Annotated in this window: 17 protein-coding genes and 1 riboswitch; of the genes, 6 read left to right on the top strand and 11 right to left on the bottom strand. The window is 58.4% G+C overall.

From position 1 onward, the window contains the following. Positions 1-50: 50 nt before the first annotated feature. From hemL to bchM, 11 genes are all read right to left on the bottom strand, one after another. A complete protein-coding gene (hemL, locus tag AC01ZF_RS07435) occupies positions 51-1,367 on the bottom strand; it encodes a glutamate-1-semialdehyde 2,1-aminomutase (protein ID WP_424676621.1) in 1,317 nt (438 codons plus the stop codon). Continuing rightward, complete coding sequence (gene hemE, locus AC01ZF_RS07430; protein WP_424676620.1) at positions 1,364-2,434, bottom strand: uroporphyrinogen decarboxylase; 1,071 nt, start codon at positions 2,432-2,434, stop codon at positions 1,364-1,366. The genes hemL and hemE overlap by 4 nt, the downstream gene beginning before the upstream one ends. 56 nt (positions 2,435-2,490) lie before the next feature. Next, positions 2,491-3,549, bottom strand: a complete 1,059-nt coding sequence (gene hemB / locus AC01ZF_RS07425; protein ID WP_424676619.1) for a porphobilinogen synthase — start codon at positions 3,547-3,549, stop codon at positions 2,491-2,493. Positions 3,550-3,639: 90 nt separating this feature from the next. Next, positions 3,640-4,404, bottom strand: a complete 765-nt coding sequence (locus AC01ZF_RS07420; RefSeq protein WP_424676618.1) for a uroporphyrinogen-III synthase — start codon at positions 4,402-4,404, stop codon at positions 3,640-3,642. Continuing rightward, positions 4,401-5,375, bottom strand: coding sequence for a hydroxymethylbilane synthase (hemC, locus tag AC01ZF_RS07415; RefSeq protein WP_424676617.1), 975 nt, complete (start codon positions 5,373-5,375; stop codon positions 4,401-4,403). Before hemC ends, AC01ZF_RS07420 begins: the two co-directional genes overlap by 4 nt. A 66-nt stretch (positions 5,376-5,441) precedes the next feature. After that, entirely contained in the window at positions 5,442-6,815 is a 1,374-nt protein-coding gene (hemA, locus tag AC01ZF_RS07410) for a glutamyl-tRNA reductase (RefSeq protein ID WP_476575248.1), read from the bottom strand. A gap of 174 nt (positions 6,816-6,989) precedes the next feature. Next, positions 6,990-8,288 (bottom strand): BCD family MFS transporter, encoded by a 1,299-nt coding sequence (locus AC01ZF_RS07405; protein ID WP_476575247.1) that lies wholly within the window; start codon positions 8,286-8,288, stop codon positions 6,990-6,992. Beyond that, positions 8,285-12,022, bottom strand: coding sequence for a magnesium chelatase subunit H (locus AC01ZF_RS07400; RefSeq protein WP_428113400.1), 3,738 nt, complete (start codon positions 12,020-12,022; stop codon positions 8,285-8,287). The genes AC01ZF_RS07405 and AC01ZF_RS07400 overlap by 4 nt, the downstream gene beginning before the upstream one ends. A gap of 153 nt (positions 12,023-12,175) precedes the next feature. Then, on the bottom strand, positions 12,176-13,303 hold the full coding sequence (gene acsF / locus AC01ZF_RS07395; RefSeq protein WP_424676612.1) for a magnesium-protoporphyrin IX monomethyl ester (oxidative) cyclase: 1,128 nt from the start codon (positions 13,301-13,303) through the stop codon (positions 12,176-12,178). A 64-nt stretch (positions 13,304-13,367) separates the two neighbouring features. Further along, a complete protein-coding gene (locus tag AC01ZF_RS07390) occupies positions 13,368-13,703 on the bottom strand; it encodes a hypothetical protein (protein WP_424676611.1) in 336 nt (111 codons plus the stop codon). A 98-nt stretch (positions 13,704-13,801) separates the two neighbouring features. Continuing rightward, positions 13,802-14,482 carry a magnesium protoporphyrin IX methyltransferase gene (gene bchM / locus AC01ZF_RS07385; protein WP_424676610.1) on the bottom strand — a complete coding sequence of 227 codons (681 nt, stop codon included), beginning with the start codon at positions 14,480-14,482 and terminating at the stop codon, positions 13,802-13,804. Between the two features lie 360 nt (positions 14,483-14,842). Between bchM and ltaE the strand changes: the two genes are divergently transcribed. The 6 genes from ltaE to AC01ZF_RS07355 form a co-directional block, all read left to right on the top strand. Next, positions 14,843-15,916 (top strand): low-specificity L-threonine aldolase, encoded by a 1,074-nt coding sequence (gene ltaE, locus AC01ZF_RS07380; protein ID WP_424676609.1) that lies wholly within the window; start codon positions 14,843-14,845, stop codon positions 15,914-15,916. Positions 15,917-16,003: 87 nt separating this feature from the next. After that, entirely contained in the window at positions 16,004-17,764 is a 1,761-nt protein-coding gene (locus AC01ZF_RS07375) for a GGDEF domain-containing protein (RefSeq protein ID WP_428113395.1), read from the top strand. Next, positions 17,751-19,268, top strand: coding sequence for a threonine ammonia-lyase, biosynthetic (ilvA, locus tag AC01ZF_RS07370; RefSeq protein ID WP_424676607.1), 1,518 nt, complete (start codon positions 17,751-17,753; stop codon positions 19,266-19,268). The genes AC01ZF_RS07375 and ilvA overlap by 14 nt, the downstream gene beginning before the upstream one ends. 71 nt (positions 19,269-19,339) lie before the next feature. Next, a riboswitch (cobalamin riboswitch) is annotated at positions 19,340-19,484 on the top strand. A 116-nt stretch (positions 19,485-19,600) separates the two neighbouring features. Continuing rightward, on the top strand, positions 19,601-20,209 hold the full coding sequence (cobO, locus tag AC01ZF_RS07365) for a cob(I)yrinic acid a,c-diamide adenosyltransferase (protein ID WP_424676606.1): 609 nt from the start codon (positions 19,601-19,603) through the stop codon (positions 20,207-20,209). Positions 20,210-20,366: 157 nt separating this feature from the next. Continuing rightward, the gene (cobN, locus tag AC01ZF_RS07360; RefSeq protein WP_476575246.1) at positions 20,367-24,590 is read left to right on the top strand and encodes a cobaltochelatase subunit CobN; all 4,224 of its coding nucleotides are present in this window, start codon (positions 20,367-20,369) and stop codon (positions 24,588-24,590) included. Then, positions 24,577-24,829: hypothetical protein (locus AC01ZF_RS07355; RefSeq protein ID WP_476575245.1), on the top strand; the 253-nt coding region annotated here is incomplete at its 3' end. The genes cobN and AC01ZF_RS07355, both read left to right, overlap by 14 nt.

The following is a 24,829-nucleotide window of genomic DNA, read 5'->3' as shown; positions in this document are numbered from 1 at the left end:
CGGCGGAACGCGCTGGTGGCGTACCCAAACCCTTTGCGCCTCGGCGTTGGTTACAGTTGGGCGAACGATTCCTCCACGGCGGCCAGCGTCTGGTCAATGTCGGCGTCGGTGTGAGCAGTGCTGACAAAGCCGGCCTCAAACTGTGATGGAGCAAGGTAGATACCGCGGTCGGCCATCGCCCAGAAGAAGCGAGCATACCGTTGGGTGTCGGCATTAGCTTTCGCTTCGATGTAGTTGGTGATTTGCGCATCGGCGTGACGCAGGAAGTAGCAACCGAACATCGTACCCACATTGCCGACTTGTAATGGAATGCGATAGCGTTCACCCAATTCGCGCAAACCGTTCGCAAGTCGGGTGGTGAGCGTGACGGCCCGCTGAAAAGCGGTGTTGTCGTCAGTGAATGCGGTGCGGAGTGTGGTGAGGCCGGCGATCATTGCCAGCGGGTTGCCACTCAGGGTACCGGCCTGATACATCGGGCCGGCCGGTGCGACCAACTGCATCAAATGGCGCTTTCCGGCATATGCGCCGACCGGTAGGCCGCCACCGATCACTTTTCCCAAACAGGTGAGATCGGGGTCGAGGTTCCAGAGGGCTTGGGCGCCGCCAGGGGCAACCCGAAAACCGGTCATGACCTCATCGAGAATGAAGATGGCACCATGCTGTTTGGTGAGTTCACGGAGACCGCCGAGGAAACCGGGTTTGGGGAGGACGAATCCCATATTGGCGGCAATCGGCTCGACGATCACGGCTGCAATCTCGCTGCCACGTTTGGCAAAGAGATCGGCCGCGGCGTCGAGATCGTTGTATTCAATAGTGATAGTATCGGCGGCAACGGTCGGCGGTACGCCGGGACTATCGGGTAGGCCAAGGGTAGCAACGCCGCTGCCGGCCTGCACAAGCAGCATATCGGCATGACCGTGGTAGCAGCCGTTGAACTTGACGATGAGGCGGCGTCCGGTGGCGGCACGGGCAAGCCGAAGCGCACTCATCGTGGCTTCGGTGCCGCTATTGACAAAGCGAATCTGTTCGATCGACGGCACCAGCTCAATCACAAGCCGTGCTAATTCAGTTTCGAGTTCGGTTGGCGCACCAAAGCTGGTTCCGCGTTGGGCTTGCGTGGCAATCGCGCTGACAACCGCCGGGTGGGCATGACCGAGCAAGAGTGGTCCCCACGAGAGCACGTAATCGATATACCGGTTACCATCAACGTCCCAGATGTGGGCGCCTTGGCCGCGCTCGAAGAAGATGGGGCTACCGCCAACTCCGCGAAAAGCGCGTACCGGGGAATTGACACCACCGGGAATAACAGCTTGAGCTACGACAAAGTTGGTCTGTGAACGGCTGTAACGCTCGGTAGCAATGGTCATTGCATAACCTCCTGCAAGGCGGGCGTGGTCGCTGGAAGGGGGTGCGATTGGACAAATTCAACGAGATAGCGCACGTGTTCGACCGGTGTTTCGGTAAGAATACCGTGACCAAGGTTGAAGATGTGGCCGGGGCGGCCACCGGCGCGCTGTAAGATTTCACGTGCCCGGCTGGCGATGAGTTCGCGTGGAGCGAAGAGGGTCATTGGATCGAGATTACCCTGTACAGCGTGTTCGTAGCCGTACTGCGCCCACGCCACGTCGAGGTCGATCCGCCAATCGACGCCAAGCACATCGGCGCCAAGTTGACGTAATTCGCTCGCTAATCCGGCCATATCGGTGCCGAAATAGATGATCGGCGGGGCGGCTGCACCAAGGCGGGCACGGACGGTTGCCACCACGTTTTGGACATGGCGCAAGACGTAAGCGCGGTAGTCAGCCGGTGCGAGTGTGCCGGCCCAGCTATCGAAGATTTGGACGGCATCGGCGCCGGCCTCGACTTGGGCTATCAGGTATTCGGCGACCAACGTACTCAGCCGTTCCATCAGGTCGTGCCATGCAGCCGGCTGTTCATACATAAACCGTTTGGTGAGGCGGTACTCTTTCGAACTACCGCCTTCGATGGCATAGCTGGCTAACGTAAAGGGTGCACCACTGAAGCCGATCAGCGGGAGACCGTTCAGCTCTCGCTTCACCAAACGCACTGCGTCGAGGGTATAGGTAACCGTCTCACGTGGGTCACAGGCGTGTAGGGTAGCAACATCGTGCGGATGCCGGATCGGGTTATGGATAACCGGTCCTTCACCCTTCTCGTAGGTAAGCCGCAAGCCTAGTCCTTCGAGCGGTGGCAAAATATCGGCAAAAATAATCGCTGCATCGACCCCGAACGCTGCTATCGGTTGCAAGGTTACTTCGGCAGCGACTTCAGGCGTTTTCACCATCTGCAAAAAGCCATAACGTTCACGGACGGCGCGGTATTCAGGCATATAGCGCCCGGCCTGTCGCATCAGCCAGATCGGTGTACGGTCGACCGGTTGGCGGCGGCATGCTCGTAGAAAACGATCACGCATTGATCTCCTCGCTGGTGTGATAGTACATTATTCGATGAAACACGTGCAAAGCAACCTTAGTCCAGCCATTCGGCGGCTTCCTTCGCCCAGTAAGTAATGATCATATCGGCGCCGGCGCGACGGATTGCAGTCAGGGTTTCGAGAGCGATGCGCTGCTCATCGAGCCAGCCCTGTAATGCAGCAGCCTTAACCATGCTGTATTCACCGCTGACTTGGTAAGCGGCTAATGGTAGCGTATGGCGGTCGCGAACCTGCCGAATGATGTCGAGATAGGCGAGTGCCGGTTTGACCATCAAGATGTCGGCGCCTTCGGCTACATCGAGATCGACTTCGCGGATTGCTTCGCGTGCGTTGGCCGGATCCATCTGATATTGGCTGCGGTCGCCGAATTTGGGTGGGCTTTCGGCGGCGTCGCGGAAGGGGCCGTAGAAGGCACTGGCGTATTTCGCAGCATAACTCATGATCGAGGTGTGGGTAAAACCGGCAGCGTCGAGGGCAGCCCGGATCGTAGCGACCATACCGTCGATCATACCGGAGGGCGCGATAATATCGGCTCCGGCACGGGCATGCACGACCGATGCTTCGGCGAGGAGGCTGAGGGTGGCATCGTTGAGCAGATAGCCCTCACCGAGCTGCGGTTGGAAGTCGCTGTGATCGGGAGTATTGAGAACACCGCAATGACCGTGATCGGTATACTCGCAGAAACACATATCGCTGATCACGACCATACCCGGTACTGCTGCTTTGATAGCCTGTATCGCCTGCGGTACGATCCCATCGGGATCGGCGTTCTCGCTACCGCAGGCATCCTTGCGGGCGGGGATGCCGAAGAGCAGGACCGCACGAATGCCGCACTCCGCTAATTGTTTGGCTTCTTGCGCTGCCTGATCAGGCGACAGTTGATATTGGCCGGGCATGGAGCGAATCGCAACACGTAGATTGTGACCATGACGGACAAAGATAGGGGCGATCAGTTGCGCCGGTGTGAGCCGCGTTTCACGCACCAGATCGCGGAGAGCCGGGCTAAGGCGCAGGCGACGGGGACGCTGGACTGGCACCGGTAATTGTTGACCAATACTGTTCGTAGCCTGGGAACGTGATGACAGCGTTTTCATACTCATACTCCAGGGTAAAAAGCATTGTCAGACTGACTAATGGGAAGTTATACGTCCGGTTCTGTAAGCTGTCTCCAACTATCCATACAATCAAAACCCGCTCACAGGTTGCACATCCTGACCGAGAAAAACCCGTTCCAACGCCGCCAGCAGTGCATCGTCGTTGGGGCTTGTAGCGATGGCGGCAACCGGTAGGCCCAATTCTGTGCAGACGGCAGCAGTACTCGGCCCAATGCAGACTAATGGTGGGCACTGAGTTTGTGGCGGCAAGAGGGCCGGTATTTGGCGAGCGGCCGATCCGCTGGCCAGTACAATTGCATCAATCGTACCGCTCCGTAGCGCAGCGGCGAGTTCGGCGGCAGCCGGACTGCTGATCGTGCGGTAGGCAGTCACCCGATCAACAATTGCACCGGCTGCTTGGAGCGCTGCGGTCAGTGTTGATGGGGCAATATCGGCGCACGGTAGCAATACTCGCTTCCCGGTGAGTGTGCCCATAACGTTCGGTAGCGCGGCTCCGAGCTCCTCATCGGGTACACCGGCCGGTTCGCGCCCCCACGTGCGGCGGCAATCGGCAGCGGTTGCCTTCCCGACAGCAGCGATGGCTGTGGTCGCCGGCACTGTGGCCTCGGCTAACACGTGGACCGCTTGCCGGCTTGTGACCACGAGCCAATCATACGTGCCGGCGGCGAGTTGGGCCAGCGCGTGTTGCAGTGGGGCCGGATCGGCAGGTGGTGCATACGCGATGAGCGGCGTGAGTAACGGAATGGCGCCGAGTGCGCGTAATCGTGCAGCGAGTGTATCGCCGCGGCCTGCCGGACGGGTGATGGCTATCCGACGACCTAAAAGCATACTCATCGTTGCGCCTCCTGCTGACTTTGAATCGCGGCCAGAATTGCTTCGCCACCTTGGGCCAGGACAGCTTCAGCCACCGTGATACCGACGGCTTCGGGTTGAGCCGGATCACCGACTTGCTCGGCAAAGACCAGTGTGCTCCCGTCGAGTGCGCCAACCATACCACGGAAGTGTAAGCCGGATTCAGTCAAAACGGCATGAGCGGCAACCGGTATCTGACAACCGCCTTCGAGCCGGCGCAGGAATGCTCGCTCGGCCAGGGCGGCTGTGCGCGCTGCCGAGTCATCGAGGGCAGCGACGAGGCGGTTGGTCGTCTCATCGTCGGTGCGTGTCTCGACGGCCAAGATACCCTGTGCAACCGCCGGTAGCATCACCGATGGATCGAGGGGATAGACCAGCGCTTCGCCGATGCTCGCACCGGGCGTGCCATCCCACAACCCTAACCGGCGTAATCCGGCTGCCGCCAAAATAAGGGCATCGTACTGTCCTGCCGCAAGCTTCCGTAGGCGTGTGTCAACATTACCACGCACGTCGGTCAGGTGCAGATCGGGACGATAGTAGCGTAACTGACTGGCACGGCGCAAGCTTGAAGTACCGATACGCGCTCCGGTAGGGAGCGTTGCAAGATCAGCGCCTACGTCGGCGTGACGCACGACTAAGACATCACGCGGATCCTCGCGCATCGGAAAAGCGCTTAGCATCAGCCCAGATGGAGTGGCTGTCGGCATATCTTTAGCGCTATGCACACATAGATCAACATCACCGGCGAGCAAGGCTTGCTCCAGCTCTTTCACAAAGAGACCTTTGTCGCCGACCGCCGATAGGGCTACATCGAGCACCCGATCGCCGGTCGTGGTAATGATCCGTAATTCGACCGACAGATCGGCAAACGTGTTGCGTAAGACGTTAGCGACCCATTCTGATTGAGTACGGGCCAGTGCCGAGCCGCGGGTACCGAGTAGTAAGCGCGCCATAGTTCCTCTCGTCTCTTCAAACCGTTATGCCGATGTCTTCCTGCAACCGAGCGTCTGGTGGACGTGCTACAGGGTTACGTCGCTTACCTTACGCGATCGATCGGTATTTCCCGTGCTACCGGCCTTGTGCTCAAGCGTATGTTCCAGATTAAACAGCTCGGCAAGCACGGTCGCATAACGTTTACCCTGACCGTGAGCAGCGGCTTCACGCAGGCAGCGGATCGGTGGATGGAGCAGCTTATTGACAATACTGCGGGACAAACCCTCGATCACGGCCCGTTGTTCGGGAGAGAGATCGTGGAGACGGCGCAAAGCGCGGGTAAGTTCTTCGTTTCGCACTTCTTCAGCCCGCTGACGAAGCATTGTCAACACCGGTAGTGCCTCTTGTGTTCGCAACCAATCACTAAACTCACGAACTTGCTCTTCAACAATCCGATTAGCAATATCTATCATGGCACTACGTAACTCAATCGTGTGGCTCACCACTTCGCGCAGATCATCGACGGTGAAGAGGTGAACACCGGGCAACTCGGCGACATCGGCGGCAATATCACGAGGGACGGCCAGATCGATCAGCAACATTGCCGGCGGGTCACAATCGCCGCAGGCTCGCATCCGTTGTTTATGGGCAAGTGCTTCGGCAACGTGGTGACGGTAAATGATCGGAACCGGCGCGGCAGTCGAGCTAATCACAATATCGGCGCGGGCAAGAGCTTCTGGTAGCGCACCGAAATCGAGCATCTCGGCACCGTAGCGTTCGGCCAATGCAGCGGCACGGGCCGATGTGCGATTGACAATGGTCAACCGGTTGGCGCCGTTGGCGATCAGATTCTGGGCCGCCAATTCACTCACTTCACCACCACCGATCAGCAATACTTCGCGTCCGCGCAGATCACCGAGCCGGCGGCGGGCAAGTTCAACTCCGGCTTGCGAGACACTGGCTGCACCTTTGCCGATAGTGGTCTCGTGGCGTACCCGTTTACCGGCAACCAGTGCGATTTGGAACAGGCGGTGCAACACTGAGCTGACGCTGCCGATCCGTTGGGCAGCTTCGTAGGCGCTCCGTACCTGACCTTGGATCTGTGCCTCGCCAAGAACGAGCGAGCGTAACCCGGCGGCAGTTGCGCACAGATGGCGGGCAACGGACTCACCCTGGTAAAAATAGAGAGTATAAACGAAGCTACCGGCGGGGCGACGGTGAAAGTTGGCCAAGAAATCGACCACGTGCTGCGCTGTCGTGCCCGGGTTCGCAACGCCATAAATCTCGACACGGTTGCATGTTGAGAGAATGACCGCTTCGCTGAACAGTGGTGGCGAACCGTTACCGGCTTGCGTCAGTTGTAACAGTGCGGACGGTAAATCGGTTTGGCTAAAGGCCAGTTGTTCGCGAATCTCGACCGGCGCGGTAGTGTGATCGAGACCGGCAAGGAACAGATTCATAGCCCTTGATCCTTTGCTCTGCAATGTGTATACGGTAAACGACGGAATCCCTCTTCCAGTCGGGTCGTTGAACACAATGGCCCAATCGACCCGTGCCGGTGCGCTGTTGCCACGGCACGGGCTGTCTCATTATACCCCATCTTAGTTTTAAAATTTACGTATATCTATACTTTTCTATGCATCGCCAATCACGGCCACTAACTGGCCCAACTCACGGCGCTGGCTGCGGAAGGCGCTGACATCAATCGTTCGTAAGAGGATGAGTGCAGTGCAGAGAATCAGCGCCTCGATCAGAAAGACGGTCACGTAAGCACCGGTTGGACCGACGACCAGCGCGATGATGTCACGGATGATACCGGCGAGCAGGTTCCCCAACCCACGGGCCGCGGCATCGGCGACACCCCACGCACCGATGAACAGCCCAACCTGTTGCGGTGTAGTCATATCGAGCATCAGTGCGAGGTTGGTGGCAGTGGCGATGCCGGTACCAAAACCGAGCAAAGCTACTGAGGGTACAAAGAGCGGTTGCAGGTGCAAGATACCACTGAGCGCGATCAGGGTTAGCCCACCGGCAGCAATGATACCACCGAGCGTTGCCCCTTGCTTATTGCTCAGCCATCGGCTAAAGAAGATACCGTGCAGCAAGAGTGCCAGGAGTGTCGCTCCACCCCACGTCGCCGTTAATTGGGTGGTGTCGCGCACGTTCATTCCAAATGCCTGGGCGCCATACGGTTCGAGTAATACGTCTTGACCGAGAATAGCCGACAACATCAACATCAGATAGACGAAGAAGCGTCGTGCCTGGGGGTCACTCACGACGGTACGTACCGAGTCGGCGACGCTATGTCGTTCTTCATGGCTGAACGGGACGGCGTTACGCGGCTCAAGCCCGATGAGACCAAGCGTACTAATCAACAGGGCAGCACCGGCACAAATCGCAAAGACCTCGATGAGGCGAGTGGGAGAGTAATCCTCTAGTGCGCGGCCGGCCCCGATTGCCGTTCCGATCACGGCGGTGATCATCATAAACCACATGACCGCAATGGTACGCGAGCGTAGATGCGATGGCGACAGATCGCTGGCAAGGGAAAGGTACGACACAACCGCAACGTTGAAACCGATACCCCACATGCCAAAGATGAGCAGTGCCAACATTAATCCCGGCCAGAAGTTGGCGTCCATTGCAAAGGCGGCAAACGGCGTGAGCGCCGAGCCAACGACGCAGAGGATAATCCCCAGTACGATGTAGGGTGTACGCCGATACCCCCACAGTGGATGCCGGTCAGAGAACTGACCGATGAAGACTTGAATGGGCGAGAAGAGGTGCGGCAGGATGATCAGCGCTGCCACAACGCTGGCCATAATGCCGAGTTCGTGGATCATGATCCGGTTGAGCACACCGGTAATCGGTACTAAACTAACGGCGGTAGCCATGTGGATCATGCCTAAACGGATCATTTTCAACCAGTTCATCCTACACTCCTCTCTTCGGTAATACCTTCTAGACGATCTTCGAGATCTTGATAAATCTCTTGCAGGCGATTGAGCGTTGCTTCATCAGCAGCCCAAAAGCCGCGTCCGGCAGCTTCGAGGAGACGACGAACAACGCCGGCGGTGGCAGATGGGTTGAGGGCGGCCATCCGCTCACGCATTGCATCGTCGAGGGCATAGGTAGCGGCAATCTCATCGTAGATCCACCCTTCGACGGCGTTAGCCGTGGCACTCCAGCCATAGGTATGACCGACACGCGCCTCGATTTCACGGACACCGGCAAAGCCGTGGGCTAGCATTGCTTCGTGCCACTTGGGGTTGAGTAGCTTGGCCCGTGTTTCAAGCCGTAGCATCGTCTCAATCGAGGCGATGCGGCTAGCACCGGGTGAACTGATCGCATCGGCAACCAATACCGGTGGTGCATTACCGCGAATCCGTTCTACACTCTTGGCGATCCCACCGAGATTCTCGTAGTAGTTGTCGATGTCGGTTAGACCAACTTCAAAACTATCAATGTTTTGGAACGTGGCTTGGACGTGCCGCAATGCTCCTTCAAGGAGACCACGTGCTTCGCGCCATTGGCCATTGGCAGTGCGAACGAAGCTCTTACGCGACAAGAAGGCATCGCTGAGCTGATCTTCACTTTCCCACGTCCCACTCTCAACGAGAAAGTTGACATTTGCGCCGTAGCTACCGGGCGCATTGGCGAACACGCGGATAGCTGCTTCTTCCAGTGAGATGCCCGTCTCGGCTACTTGGGCCAGCGCGTGGGCGCGGATGAAGTTCCACTCTGCCGGTTCGTCGGCGGTAGCGGCCAGATACGCGGCGCGGTCGATCAAGCGCATCTGGTTGCCGAGCAGGTCGCGGAAGATACCGCTCACCGTCACAACCACGTCAATACGCGGGCGACCGAGTTCGGCCAGCGGACGCAGCGCAACATCTGCCACGTTACCGAGTTCGTCGATCACCGGACGGGCGCCGATCAGGGCCAAGATCTGTGCGACCCCTTCGCAATCACTCTTAAGGTTATCGGTACCCCACAGCACAATTGCGATGCTCTGCGGCCAAGCTCCTTGCTCAGCGCGGAGACGGGCAAGTAGTTCGTTTGCCAATGCTTCGCCACGCTGCATCGATACCGGGGTGGGTACGCGATACGGATCGAGGGCAAAGAGGTTCCGACCGGTTGGGAGAACGGCCGGGTTACGTACGGCGTCGTTGCTCGGCGAGGGCGGGATGAAACCGCCGCGCAGACCATGCAACAGGTTGCGCAGCTCGTCGTTGGCGAGCAGGCCGTTGCGCAGCTCGGCCAGTTTGGGCCAGAGGGGACGCAGCGCAGTGGCGGAGACGAGATCAGCCAGCTTGGCGGCGACGGCTCGCGCGCCAGCCTCGGCATCGTGAGCCTCGGCATAGGCCAGCATCGCCGCGCGGCCACGGGCCTCGATCTCGCGCATCTGGTTTTGGGCCGCCAAATCGCTGCTCAGGCGGGCGCAGAGCTGCTGGTAGTCGATCCCCATCCCGCGCGCAATCAGGGCCGGCAGGCCGCCATTGGGCTGCAAACTAGCGTACAGCAGCAAGAAATCGGCCAATTCGGTGGGGGCGGGCGGTTGGCCGAGGACGTGCAAGCCGAGCGGGATCATACGCTGCTCGATGCGTAGCAGCTCGTGGGCCAAGCCGGCGACGTCGGCATGATCGTCGCCACTGCTTTCCATAGGAATACCCAGTTGCGCCGCCCGGTCGCGCAGATCGGCCACCAGCGCCGGATCGGGATTGCACTCGTACTGCTCGATCGCGTCGCGCAGCGCGCGCAACCCTTTATAGAGACCGGCCTGCTGCACCGGCGGCACAAGGTAGCTGACTAGCGTGGCCGCGCCGCGTCGTTTAGCGATGGCCGCCTCGCTCGGATTGTTGACGCTATAGACGTAGAAATTGGGCAGCGGCCCGATCAGACGCAGCGGCCAGCAACGCGCGCTGAGACCGACCTGCTTGCCCGGCATAAACTCCATCGCGCCGTGGGTGCCGAGGTGAATGACCGCATCGGCGCGGAACTTGTGCGTGATCCATGTATAGAAAGCGGCGAACGCATGGTTCGGCGCAGCATCTTTGGCGAGGAGCAACCGCATCGGGTCGCGTTCGTAACCGAAGCTGGGCTGCACACCGATAAAGACATTGCCAAACTGGCGGCCAAGAATCCGAATACCGCGTTGATCTCGCCACAATTCACCCGGTGCCGGACCCCAATACGGTTCGATCTCGGTATAGGCCGGGAAGAGGCGGCGATACTCATCGGCGCTCAGCCAATCGGCGATGTGGGCATCGGCCCCGTGGGCCGGGCCATCGGCCAACAACAGATGGCGCAGTTCATCGACACTGTGTGGCACCTCAACGTGATAACCATCGGCAGCGAGGGCTTTGAGCAGGTGATACAGGCTGGCAAACACATCGAGATAGGCCGCTGTACCGACGGTACCAAGAGCCGGGGGGAAGTTATAGATGACAATTGCCAGCCGCTTCTGCGCATTGGGCATGCGTCGCAACGCAACCCGACGGACAATCCGGTCGGCAATTTGCTCGATTTCGGCTTGAGCCGGTGCGAAGCGCTGCCCGTCGGCTGCCGGCCCCCCGAAAATCAACGGTTCGGCAGCACCTTCGAGTTCGGGAATCGCCACACTTAAGGCCTGCTGCACCGGCGTGAGACCGTTATCATCGGCGCGCCAGTCATCGATACGTTGAAAGGCGAGGGGCACCAACCCCAGATACGGTCGGTCAAAGCGGGTGAGGGCCTCGGCAGCTTGCTGCGGTTGGCTCTCGGCAGGACCACCAACCAAGGCAAAGCCGGTTGCATTGACCAATACATCAACATCGGCCAGCTCTTTATCGAGCAGCGGTCGTAGATCGAGACCGGCGGCGTAGGCAATGCGGGCCTCTAGCCCACGGGCCTCGATGGCCCTTGCCAGCGCATCAATGTGGGGTGTATTACCACTCAGGACAACCGTGCGCAGGGTCAAGATGCCAACGCTGCCACCCTTGGGAATACGCTTACCGCGCCAACGGCGGTAATCGTTCAGTGAGGTAAATAACTCTGGTGCGTCAGGATGGTACAGTGCGGTTTCAGGGTAACTCAGCGGATCGAGCTGAGGGAGCTTTGGGCGCGGCTGCGGGCCGTAGCGTGCAATCAGAATACAGAGCAAACGGTAGAGGTTTTCCGGCGAAGCGTTCAGCCAATACTGGTGGCTGGTGATATAGGTATAGAGATCACGTGACGTGCCGGGAATAACCTTCAAGACCTTGCTCAGGTTGCGCAAAATTGCCAACTGGCGCCGCGCTTCACCGGCCCCGCCTTGAGGACGGAGTTTTTGTACCCACCGCCGTAGTGGTCCCGGCTCGGTATCGCTCTCGCGGCGCAGGGAGAAGCCTCCGATACGGGTACAGCGGATCAGGGCCGGGTTGGAGGTAATAATCAGGGTTGGCTTTTCGTAGTGGGCCAGCCGTTCGGCCAGCGGACGCACCAACTCTTCACTAAATAGTCGTGCGCCAAAGACAAAATCGGCAATCGCTAAATCACGATCGAGCTGTGCCCATCCTGCTGCATCACGCAGAGTCGACGCATCGTACACCGCCAGGCTCAGCGTAACCTTGTGTTCGCGCCGCAGACGGTCGGCGGCTGCCAGCAGCGCCGGACGATGATTACCGTCGATAGTTAGAACCACAAAGTGCATGGGTCTTCCTCACCAGTCGTACAGGCAGAACCGGTGTTTAGGCAAAAGGTACCTCTAGCAGCAGGAGCTAGTCCTGCCGCCAAGGCCGGTAGGCGATAACCTGCGTGTCAGGACACGCTCTTGTGTCGTTACGCCTCTACCGCGCGGACAGCTTCAATCTGCTGCTGCGACGCGCTGTGGCCGATTGGGACCGGGGTAGTTGGGGAAGCCGGGTAACCCCTTCCAGCGAATCGCCTCGGTTGTCTTACGGGTAGGCAGCCGGTAGATCGCCAGCAAGCGGAGCGCAATCGCTGCCTTGAGCCGGGTTGATTGCGCCAGCGCTACCGGGTCTTTGCGTCCCTCCAGTTCACGCAGTTTGCGGTCGTATTCAACCAGCTTGTCCATATAACCGAAGAACCGCGGATCGTCGAGGTTCATCGTTTCTGGATAGACTTGTGTGGCAATATCGTTGCACAGCCGAATGACCTTCTGGTCGTAATCGCGCCAGTTAAGGCCGAGAGCGGCGTAGAAATTGGCTCGGCGGGCATCATTCAGATACATCGTTGCATAGACGGCGAGTAAGAAGAAGCGGATCCAGCGTCGGTTGGCTCCTTCGAGCATTTCCGGTTGCGAGCGCATCAGGAGGGCAAAGAACTCGCCGTGACGATACTCATCGTTGCACCACTGCTCGAACCATTTAAAGATCGGGTGGATGCAGTATTGCGGGTTCTGTTCCAGGTGACGGTAAATGTTAATGTAGCGCGAATAACCTATCTTTTCCGAGAGATACACCGAGTAGAAGATAAACTTGGGTTGGAAGTAGGTGTATTTCTTGCGTTTCTGCAAGACGGTGAGATCGAGGGCGACATTCAGATCGGCCATTGTGCGGTTCAGAAAACCGGCATGGCGGCCTTCATCTCGGCTCATATACTTAAAGATGGCCCGTAAGGTTGGATCGTGTAAATGCTTGACCATCTCGGCATAGAGCAGACAACCGCTAAACTCAGCCGTGCATGAGCGCTCGAGAAAATCGATGAACGCATCGCGTTCAGGCATATCATCAAAGTTTTGCAGAAACTCGTCAGTGCGGCGGAAGTGCGTGCGGTTGTAATCGTAGGCAAACTCGTCGCGGATCCAGTCGAATTCGTCGCGCAGACCGTTGCGATCGATTTCAAGTTTGTCGATGGCTTTGAAATCGGTGGTGTAGAACCGAGGTGAGAGAATGGCCTCTTTGAGGGCATGGCGGGTCGTGCGACTGAACTCACCGGGCATTTCTATCATCAAGGGGTTGATCCAAAACATGCTCTGCTCCTTTGCGCTCCTGTTCGTACCAATCGTGACACGGGCTTCGTACCCGATACTAACCTTACGGGTGTTCGACCAGCTCGTTGATCTCGACGAGGCTACTCTTCTTGGTCAGGAAACGTCGCAACCAGCTCGCCTTATACAGCCGGATGGGGCTGCGGTAGCAAATCTCACCGTTGGTACGTCCGTCTTCGGTTGGTGGCAGATGCATAATTTCGAGCGTATCACCAGGCTGAATCTCCATCCCTGGCGGTAGATCGACGTGGAAGTGGAAGTGTTCATGCTCGCTCTGTAAGCGGACGAAACCCTCACCCTCCAGCAGCACCTCGCGGTTGTACCACTTGTGCAGGATAAATGCGGCTGCACCAAAGGCCATCACTACCAGCAATCGTCGCATGGCTTGCTCCTGTAGTTGTGTTTCTGAACTACAACCTTATAAAACGCGGTCTATGTGACCGGTGATACCGTAAGGTAAAAGTTGCCGTGCCAGGTATCTCATATGCGGCGAGCCTCGATCAAGGTAACGTGATAAAACCGACTACGAATCGGATGGAGGCGATGGACGCGCAGACCGGCGCGGGTGAGAATCGCCATCACTTCACGGTCACGGATCATTTGGATCTCAGTACGGCGCTGGCTATGGGGAAACCAACCGCCGATCCAATGCAACGCGGCGAGCAATGAGTTGTACGGTGCGTAGGTCAGCAGCAGGGTATGCTCGGTGAGCTGGGCAAGATGGGTGCAGAGCTGGCCGAAGAGGGGTTGCGGATAGTGGATCAACACATCAAAGCAGGCAACCACCTGTGCCGGCTCCTGCAATGACTCGATATCGGCTTCACAGCACTCAATCCGATCGGCGAAACCGGCTTCGAGTGCAGCGCGTTGGGTAGCAGCAACCATTTGTGGCGCAATATCGACCGCACGAACCCGATAGCCGCGACGGGCCAACATGAGACTAAATAAGCCTACGCCACAGCCCACATCAAGGGCAGTGGTTGGGGGCGGTTGATCGGCCAACCAGGTGTCAGCCACAGCCAGCATCCGGTTGTGGCCTTCCCGAATACTTTGGCGGACAAGGGATAGGGGGGCGTTGCCGTAAATTGCCGACCAGCGTTCAAAGCCCAAACCGTTGAAATAGTCGCGCAATTGAGCTTTGTGCTGCGAGACCTCAAGCACGTTGTTCTCCTCTAGCTATGTATGTAGTCCAAACTTGGTACTACGTTCACAAAGTATGAAACCGTGCTTACACTGATAGACCGGCTTAAGGGTAATGTAGTGCTGAATCAAAACTACGAACGTTCAAACAAATTGTAGCATGAGAGTCAATCTCATGGAATATAGACAATCATTGTGCAAAATCTTTGCGTTTGGTTAAATTGAGTGAATATCGCACACTAATGCCATGAAAATTGCTCAAAATATCGTCATTGGTCGGCCAACTATGGTCAGTATTATTGTATAAGGGTAAAGCAAACGAGGCTTCGTGCCGTGCTATAATGGTTCATTAGCAAATAGTTTCGTCCACCGGAGGGGCTGATGGAAGGCTATATTGTGGCCGGCACCGAATCGATGGCAGATCGGATCGATCTGCGGAGCGATACGGTAACCCTGCCTAGCCCGACGATGCGAGCGGCAATGGCCGATGCGGTGCTCGGCGATGATGTGTACGGTGAGGATCCGACGGTCAATGCGCTCGAGCGTTTGGCCGCCGAGATGGTCGGTAAAGAGGCGGCAGTATTGGTTCCGAGCGGGACAATGGGGAATCTGGCGGCGCTGCTCGCTCATTGTCAGCGCGGGCAACGGGTGATTCTCGGCAACGAAAGTCATATCTATCATTACGAAGCCGGTGGTGCGAGTGCTTTGGGCGGGTTGGTGTACCATCCGTTGCCCAACACTGCTGATGGTCGGATCGATCTTGATCTGTTGGCAGTTGCAGTCACAAAGGTGGACGACGCCCATTTTGCACCGCCCGGTGTGATTTGTCTCGAGAACACCCATAACCGGTGCGGGGGCGTGGTAATAACTCCTGAGTATCTGGCACAGGTACACGCCTTGGCCCGTGCCCACGATCTGCCAGTGCATCTTGACGGTGCGCGCATTTTTAATGCGGCAATCGCGTTGGAGGTGCCGGTTACGGCCTTGACTGATCACGTCGATACGGTGATGTTCTGTCTCTCGAAGGGATTGGCGGCGCCGGTTGGTTCACTGGTGGCCGGTCCAGCGTCGGTGATCAAACGGGTACGGCGGGTGCGAAAGATGCTGGGTGGCGGAATGCGGCAAGCAGGTGTGATCGCCGCTGCGGGTATCGTCGCTCTGACCGAGATGATTGACCGTCTGGCCGTCGATCACGCCAATGCTCGTTTGCTGGCCGCCGGTTTGGCCAAATTGCCTGGGGTTCAGATTGATCTGAGTAGGGTGCAGACCAACATTGTCCGCTTTACCTTTGTTCATCCCCGGCTTAGTGTGAGTGAGTTGCTAGCCGCACTGCGGACACAGGGTATCTTGATGGGAAGTATGGGTTCAACCAGTATTCGCGCAGTGACCCATTATGGGATCGAGCGGTCGCATATTGAGCATGTGATCGTGGTGGCTGCTGAGTTGTTGGCGTAGGTTGGCTCTTCGCTTGGATGTTCGTCGGGCCAAGAGATGGGGAGAGCAGGTAAAGTGTTCAGCCTTGGTCATGCAACAAGGTGAAGTATGGATGCTTCTTGTCAGCTTGCGGTACTGCTTTCATTATCAGGTGAGGTAGTAGCTTGCAGCGAAGCCCTACGTCCATTACTACCTGACGTTACTCCTCTCTTACCTGATCTGGTGCATACTGAATCGGAAAACGAAGTATTGCTGCAAGGCCGTCGTTATACCGTTACCTGCCAACCGTTGTTGAATGAAGCGGGTGCGACATTTGCCTTCCTGATCGCTTTTCAAGCCGTGTCTGTTCGACGTGCCGAGCATCGGTTGAGTGAGATGGCGCTTGTGCTCTCGAACAAGCTCGATATCGAACACGTGTTGGAGCAGGTGATGCGCTTTGCGATGGAGCTCCTCGACGCCGATGCCGGTTCGTTGCCGCTCTACGATCCCGAACGTGAACGTTTAATCATAGGCCATCTGGTCAATCTGCCGGTTAATACCCTTACTCCGCTTGTGGCACAGCGGCGCGGTTTGATGTGGCAGCTCATCAAGCAACGAACGTCGATCCTTATTGCCGATTATCCCCAACATCCGGTAGCGCTGCCCGAACTGGTTCGTCTTGGGGTACGCTCATTGCTAGCAACACCGATTATCTACGGCAATACGCCGTTGGGGATTCTCGCCCTCTATCGTATGCGTGATGAGCCGTTCCAGGAATCGGATCGCGACATCTTAAAGGCTATTGCTCTGCAGACGGCAATTGCTCTACATAGTGCCCGTATGTATCAGCGTGCTGTGCGCGATGCCGACGAGCGGTATGCGCTGTACCAAGCTAGTTTGGAGATGGGGGCTACCCTCGATCTCGAACAACTGTATCAAGCTATTCATCGTGCCGTGTCGCATCTGGTTCGTCATAGCCGATTGATGATCGCAACACTCGTCGATCAACGGACGGCCGAATATGTCTATGTGTATACCCCAGACGGTCGACAACCGGTGCAACGCTGGCCGGTGACGCACGGCTTAGCCGGTTATGTTTTACGGTTTGGGGTATCGTTGCGCTTATCAAGTGCGCAGATGTTGCCCGCGCCGGGCGCCGAGCCATTGCCCGAGCTTGAAGGCGATCTGGCAGAGGGATCATTTATGGCGACACCATTGATCGTCGATGATCGTATCATCGGTGCATTGGTTGTCGGTAGCGAACAGGGCGATGTGTATGCGATGTCCGATCTGAGTGCACTCGAATTACTGGCGGCAACCGTCGCAGTAGCATTACACAACGCTATGCGCTTTGCCCACATCCTGTCGTTGACGATTACTGATGTGTTGACCGAACTGGTCAATCGCCGGCATTTTTTTCAAATCCTCCACCACGAAATCGAGCGGTCGCGCCGTTACCGCACGCCGGTGAGCATTGCAATGATTGATCTCGACCATTTTAAGCAGGTAAACGACACATACGGTCACGTCGTTGGTGATACACTGTTACGCGAGGTGGCCATGCGTTGCTGTCGGCATGTGCGTGATGTTGATATTTTGGCCCGCTATGGTGGCGAGGAATTTGGCTTGATCTTGCCGGAGACGCAATACGAATCAGCTTTGTTAGTGGCCGAGCGGTTACGTCAGCAGGTTATGTCAGAACCTTTCACCGTTGATGGTTATCTCATCCCGATGACCTTGAGTATCGGGGTTGCCAGTTTTCAGGCCGATATTCATCCTGATCCATCTTCATTAGTCGTTGATGCCGACCGGGCGCTTTACCTGGCCAAACAACGTGGGCGCAATTGTGTCTGCGGCACAAAGGAGTTGTCTCGTTATGCCGAATCCTGATTTTGCCTACGTGCAACGTATTCTCACCAGTCGAGTCTACGATGTGGTGGAAGAGACCCCATTACAATTTGCACCGTTATTGAGTGAGCGGCTTGGCACAAAGATTTTTTTTAAGCGCGAGGATCTCCTCCCGATCTTCTCGTTTAAGCTGCGTGGTGCCTACAACCGTATGGCCCATCTTAGCCCTGCCGAGAAGGAGCGGGGTGTGATTACTGCTTCGGCCGGTAACCACGCGCAGGGGGTAGCCTTCTCCGGCCAACAGTTGGGGATTCGTACATTGATCGTGATGCCGGTAACGACGCCGGAGATTAAAGTTGCCGCCTGCCGTCGTCGTAATGCCGAGGTCGTGCTCTATGGCGATAGCTATAGTGACGCCGAAGCCCACGCGTACCGCGTACAGCAAGAGTTGGGGCTGACGTTTATCCATCCCTACGACGATCCGTTGGTGATTGCCGGTCAAGGGACGATTGGGCTAGAGATTTCGCAGCAGATGCGGGCTGAGCGCTATCGGGTTTTTGTGCCGGTTGGTGGCGGCGGTTTGATCGCCGGAATTGCCATCTTTCTCAAGAGCATCAACCCCAATATCGAGATTATCGCCGTTGAGCCAGACGATTCCGACGCGATGTATCAGAGTGTGCGTGCCGGCTATCGGGTGACGCTCGATCAGGTGGGTATTTTCGTTGATGGTGTGGCGGTGCGGCGTGTAGGTGAACATACGTTTGCGATTGTGCAACGCTACGTCGATGATTTTGTTCGTGTTACTACCGATGAGGTTTGTGCAGCGATCAAAGATGTGTTTGAGGATTCGCGTGCCATTATGGAGCCGGCGGGTGCGTTAGCAGTCGCCGGTTTGAAGCGGTATATTGCCGAACACGGTGCCGATCTGCCGGCGGTTGCACTGACGTGCGGTGCGAATATGAATTTTGACCGCCTGCGCCACGTCGCCGAACGGGCCGAGATCGGTGAACGACGCGAGGCGCTGTTTGCCGTGACCATCCCCGAACGACCCGGTTCGTTTAAACAGTTTTGCCGGGTGATCGGGCCGCACAATATCACCGAGTTCAACTATCGCTATGCACCGCGTCCCGATGCCAACGTCTTTGTTGGTATCCAATTGACCGACGCGCGTCAGCGCCATGAACTGGCCGATCGGTTGCGTCAGGCTGGCTATACCGTCGTTGACTTGACCAACGATGAGTTGGCGATTATCCATCTGCGCCATATGGTTGGGGGACGCGCACCGGAAGCAACCGATGAGCGTCTCTTCTCGTTCGAGTTTCCCGAACGGCCAGGGGCGCTGTTGCAGTTCCTCGAATCGCTCGATGCCTCGTGGAATATTAGCCTGTTCCATTATCGTAATCACGGGAGTGCGCATGGCCGGGTGTTGGCCGGTATTCAGGTGCCCGATGCCGACCTTGATCGGTTTTACGCTTCATTGTCGCGCCTCGGCTATCCCTATCGCGAGCAGAGTGATAATCCGGCGTATCATCTCTTTCTGAAGTAGGTGCCTTTGCGCGAGGCGTAGCAGGTTCCTGGATAGAGTTGTGTTATAATCACAGTAGGTTTGCACGTAAGCAATTGCATACTCATCGCGGTGACCCGTTAGCCCGGATGCTAGGGCGTAAAGGTGGAAGCTGGTGCAAGTCCAGCGCTGTGCCGCAACTGTAACCGGATGTGATATGCCGGAAGCCAGGACGCCTGCCGCGATGTATTCTCGTTCAGCCCTTCTCGCGCCAAGGAGGATGAACGAAGCGCGTTTTTGCGTTATCGTTTCATAACCCCAGCCGACGAGAACGGTTGGGGTTTTTGTTTATATGTCAACGGAAGGAGCATGCTGTGTCGGGCGAGACGACAACTCCTTTGGGGCCGGGTTCATCACCGGAAGCGGAAGCGCGACGTAAGGCAGTGCGGGCTAGCCATACGCCGAAGGGCTTGGTAATTGTCAATACCGGTAACGGTAAAGGCAAAACGACGGCGGCCCTCGGCATCTTGTTGCGCGCTTGGGGCCGTGATATGCGGGTAGGCGGCGTACAGTTTATCAAGCACGAACAGGCAAACTTTGGCGAGTTGCGTGCGCTGAAACGTATGGGTATTACGCTGACGCCGATGGGTGATGGCTTCACATGGACGAGTCGGAATCTCGATGAGACCCAAGCACGGGCCCTGCACGGCTGGGAAGTAGCGAAGCAGCAGATTGCCGGCGGCGATTACGATGTCTTTTTGCTCGACGAGTTTACGTATGTGATGCACTACGGCTGGGTGCCGGCCTCTGAGGTGGTGGAGTGGCTGAAAGCGCATAAGCCGCCGATGTTGCATCTGATTATTACCGGTCGGTATGCGCCGCCGGAGTTGATCGAGTATGCCGATTTGGTGACGGAGATGCACGAGGTGAAGCATCCATTCCGCGATCAGGGCATTCGCGCCCAGCCGGGGATTGAGTATTGAGGGATCGCGGCAGGGGATTTTTTACCGCAGGGGACGCAGAGAGCGCAGAGGATGAGAGTGGTGGGTCGGCAAGCTCGGTTTCGAGCGTGATAGATAAGACAACCCTCTGCGTCCTCCGCGCCCTCTGCGGTAAACCTAACACGAGCAGCGAGGAACCATGGCTGAATCGCTCAAACGTAACATGGTGCAGCGCCTCGACGGGCGGATGGTCAATGCTGGCGCGCGGCGCGGGATGCTGATTGTCTGTGCGACTGGCTGCTGCTGCGGCCACACCGAACGCGGTTTTGCCCCGGTGCCGACCGATCGCTACCACACGGAATGGGAACGGCGACGGTTACGCAACCGGGTTCATCTCAGTCAGGGCGGTTGCTTGGGGCCGTGCCCGTTGGCGAATGTGGCCCTCTTGTTGATGGATGGCAGGCCCTACTGGTTCCATTCGCTGAACGATCCAGCGCTCATTCCGATCTTGTACGATTTTATCGAAGATCTGTTGGCGGCTGATCAGCCGTTGCCGCCGCCGCCAGCATTAGCGCCTCACCTGTTCAACGGCTTTAGCTGGGATGGGGTGAGCGCGCCGGCAGCGAGCGCCGAGCGCCTGCCGGCAGTGGCTGGCGATGGCATCCTCGTGCTGAGCCAAGCCGATACCGACCTGCTCACGTTAGAGCAGGCGCTCGACCTGTTGTCCGATGGTTTTGCGCCGGTGCGAATGGCGCACGTGGGCCGGTTGGCCGACCCGGCGGCGATTGACCGTTTGCTCGAACAGCATCTGCCCGCGGCGGCAATTGTGGTGGCGCGCTTGCACAGTCCGGCGGCGTTTGCCTACGGTCTCGAACGGCTACAACAGTGGGCGGCGTCAACCGGCGGCTTCCTGCTCTGTCTGCCGGCAGTCGAGCAGGTTGATCCTGATCTGATGGCGCGTTCGACGGTTGGGGTGCCGTTGGCAATGCTGGTCAGCGCCTATTTTCACGCTGGCGGTGCGGCCAATCTCGCCAACGGCTTGCAGTGTCTGAGCGATCACCTACTGGCGAGCGGGTGGGGCTACGATCCGCCGGTTGAATTGCCGCTCCACGGTATTTACACCCCACCCCAACCGCGCCGGCGCAGCAAGGCGGCCCAACCAGCGTTGCCGGCGGCTGATGCGCCGGTGGCCGGATTGCTCTTCTACCGCGCTCATCTGCTCAGCGGCAATACCGCTTTCGTCGATGCGCTGATCGCCGGCTTGCAGGCGTGCGGCTTGTGTGTGCGCGCGGTCTACACTCAATCGCTCAAAGAGCTAAATGCGGCGGGGATGCCGGTGGCGCTCGAGCTGCTACGCCAAGCCGAGCCGGTCGATGTAATCGTCTCGACCCTCAGTTTCGCGCTCGGCGATAGCGAGCCGCACCCCTTTGCCCAACTGGATGCGCCGGTGGTGCAGGCGCTGGTCAGCAGTAGCAGTCGGGCGGCGTGGCAACGCGATGGTCGCGGGTTGGGGCCGCTTGATACGGCCATGAATGTGGCTTTGCCTGAACTGGATGGCCGGATCATCGGCGTGCCAATCGCGTTTAAGACCCAAGCTGGCGAAGCGGCGGCGCGCTCGGTGCCTGACCCAGAGCGGATCGAGCGGCTGGCCGGCTTGGTGTGGCGTTTGGCGCAGTTGCGGCGCAAACCGAATGCGCAAAAGCGGATTGCGGTCATCTTAACCAACAGCAGCGTCAAGGCACAGCGGATTGGGAACGCGGTTGGTCTTGATGCACCGGCATCGTTGATGCGTCTGTTCGCGGCGTTGCAAGCTGAAGGGTATACGGTAGCCGATCTGCCGGCGACCGGCGATCAACTCATCGCCGATCTCATCGAGCGTTGCTCGTATGATGAGACGTGGCTCACGACCGAGCAACTTGCCCGTGCGTACCGAGTACCTGCTGAGACCTACCGGCGTTGGTTTGATGAATTGCCATCGGAGTTACAAACGGCGATGATTCGCCAATGGGGGCCGCCGCCGGGCAAGGCGTATGTGCATGGCGGCGCGTTGGCGCTGGCCGGCCTCGCATTCGGCAATGTCTTTGTGGCGCTGCAACCGCCGCGCGGCTACGATATGGATCCGGACGCCATCTACCACCGGCCTGACCTGCCGCCGCCGCACAACTACTACGCGCTCTACCGCTGGTTGCGCGATGAGTGGCGCGCCGATGCGATCATCCATCTCGGTAAGCACGGCACGCTCGAGTGGCTGCCCGGCAAAGGCGTCGGCCTTGGCGCGACCTGTTTCCCTGATCCGTTCCTCGCCGATCTGCCGCTGATCTACCCCTTCATCATCAACGATCCCGGCGAAGGTACGCAGGCCAAGCGGCGCGCCCACGCGGTGATTATCGATCACCTCACCCCGCCGATGACTAACGCCGGCGCGTATGGTGATTTGGCCGAATTAGCGCAACTGGTCGATGAATATTATCGCATGGAGCGGCTCGATCCGAGCAAGCTACCGCTCTTGCAGCGCCAGATTTGGGAGGTGCTGCAACGCAGCCAGTTAGCTGACGATCTGCGCTACATCTTGCAAGCCGATCACGGCGATCACCGGCACGAGTGGGATGGCAGTGTGCTTGAAGATGGCACGCCGACCGTGTTGGCCGAATTGGAGGGGCGTGAAGTCGCGCACCTGCTCGAAGACATCGAAGGCTACTTGTGCGAGTTGACCGGCGCGCAGATCCGGGATGGCCTGCATATCCTTGGTACGGTGCCCGCCGGCGTGCAGTTGGTCGATCTGGTCTACCACCTGCTGCGCGTGCCCAACCTGCATGCACCGAGCCTGCCGGCCAGCGTTGCGGCGGCGCTGGGGGAGGATTGGCGCGTCTTGCAGGAGCAGCCGGGCCGGCGGCGGGCCGGTGACGAGCAGTGGTTCACCAACGCTGATGGTATCGCGGCTATTGAGAACCTTTGCCGACAAATACTTAGCCAGCTTAACGATGCTAATTGGGAGACAGAGGCCGTTGCCGGCGTGTTGGTAGATGCTTTGCCGGCAAACAGTAATCACGAGCCGGTCGCGGCGGTGCTGTGCTACGCCTGCGAATGGATCGTGCCGCGTTTGCGCCAGAGCGCAACTGACGAAATCGAGCATCTGCTGGCGGCGCTCGCGGGCCGGTTTGTGCCGCCGGGGCCGAGCGGCGCGCCGACGCGCGGCATGGCTCACGTTTTGCCGACCGGACGCAACTTCTACAGTCTTGATCCGCGCAGCGTACCAAGTCTCGCCGCGTGGGAGACCGGCCAAGGGTTAGCCCGTGACCTAATCCAGCGTTACCAGCGCGAGTATGGCGCTATCCCTGAAAGTGTCGGCATCAGTATCTGGGGCACTAGCCTCATCCGCACTGCCGGCGATGATGTGGCGCAAGTTTTGGCGCTGCTCGGCGTGCGCCCGCGCTGGCAACGCGAAAACCGGCGTGTCACTGGGTTTGAGATAATCCCCCTCGCCGAGCTGGGTCGTCCGCGGATCGATGTCGTCTGCCGGATCAGTGGCTTCTTCCGCGACGCCTTTCCCCACTTGATCGAGTTGATCGATCAGGCGGTGCAAGCGGTGATTGAGTTAGACGAACCGCCGGAGCTGAACTTCCCGCGCAAGCATGCCTTTCAGACTGAGCAGACGCTGATGGCGAGAGGTGCCGCCGTCGAGGAGGTCCAACGCGAAGCGCGTTACCGCATCTTTGGCAGTCCGCCGGGTAGTTACGGGGCCGGGATGCTGCAACTGATCGACGGCCAAAACTGGAGCAACGACGCTGATCTGGCGCGGGTGTACCTGAAGTGGGGCGGCTATGCCTACACCGCAACTGAGCAAGGCGTGCCGGCGGAGACCGCCTTTGCCGCTGCGCTCAGCACGGTGCAGGTCGCTACCAAAAATCAAGACACCCGCGAACATGACATCTTTGATAGTGACGACTACTTCCAGTTCCACGGCGGCATGATTGCGGCCATCCGGGCGCTAAGCGGGCGCAATCCGGCCCGCTACTTCGGCGACAGCAGCGACCCGGCCCGGCCCCGCACCCGCGACCTGCGCGAAGAAGCGCGGCGCGTCTTCCGGGCGCGGGTGGTTAACCCGAAGTGGATCGCTAGTATGCGCCGGCACGGCTATAAAGGCGGCCTCGAACTGGCGGCGACGGTTGATTATCTCTTCGGCTACGACGCCACTGCGCAGGTATTAGCCGATTGGATGTACGAACAAATCACCGAACGGTATGTGCGTGATCAAGAGGTACAGCAATGGTTGCAAGAGGTCAATCCGTGGGCGTTGCAAGCGATCACCGAGCGCCTGAACGAGGCGATCGGGCGCGGGATGTGGCGCAACCCATCCGCTGAAGCGCAGGCTGCGATCGATGCTGTACTGGCGCAGGGTGAAGCCCTCCGTGAACAACAGTAAAGCCGCACGGTCGTGCGGCTCTACGGTCGTGCGGCTCTACGGTCGTGCGGCTCTACGGGCGCGGCTCTACGGTCGTGCGGCTCTACGGTCGTGCGGCTCTACGGTCGTGCGGCTCTACGGTCGTGCGGCTCTACGGGCGCGGCTCTACGGTCGTGCGGCTCTACGGTCGTGCGGCTCTACGGTCGTGCGGCTCTACGGTCGTGCGGCTCTACGGGCGCGGCTCTACGGTCGTGCGGCTC

This window comes from Chloroflexus sp. (genome assembly GCF_056331925.1).
The sequence above is the reverse complement of the archived record's forward strand: the minus strand, read 5'-3'. Positions and strand labels throughout refer to the sequence as shown.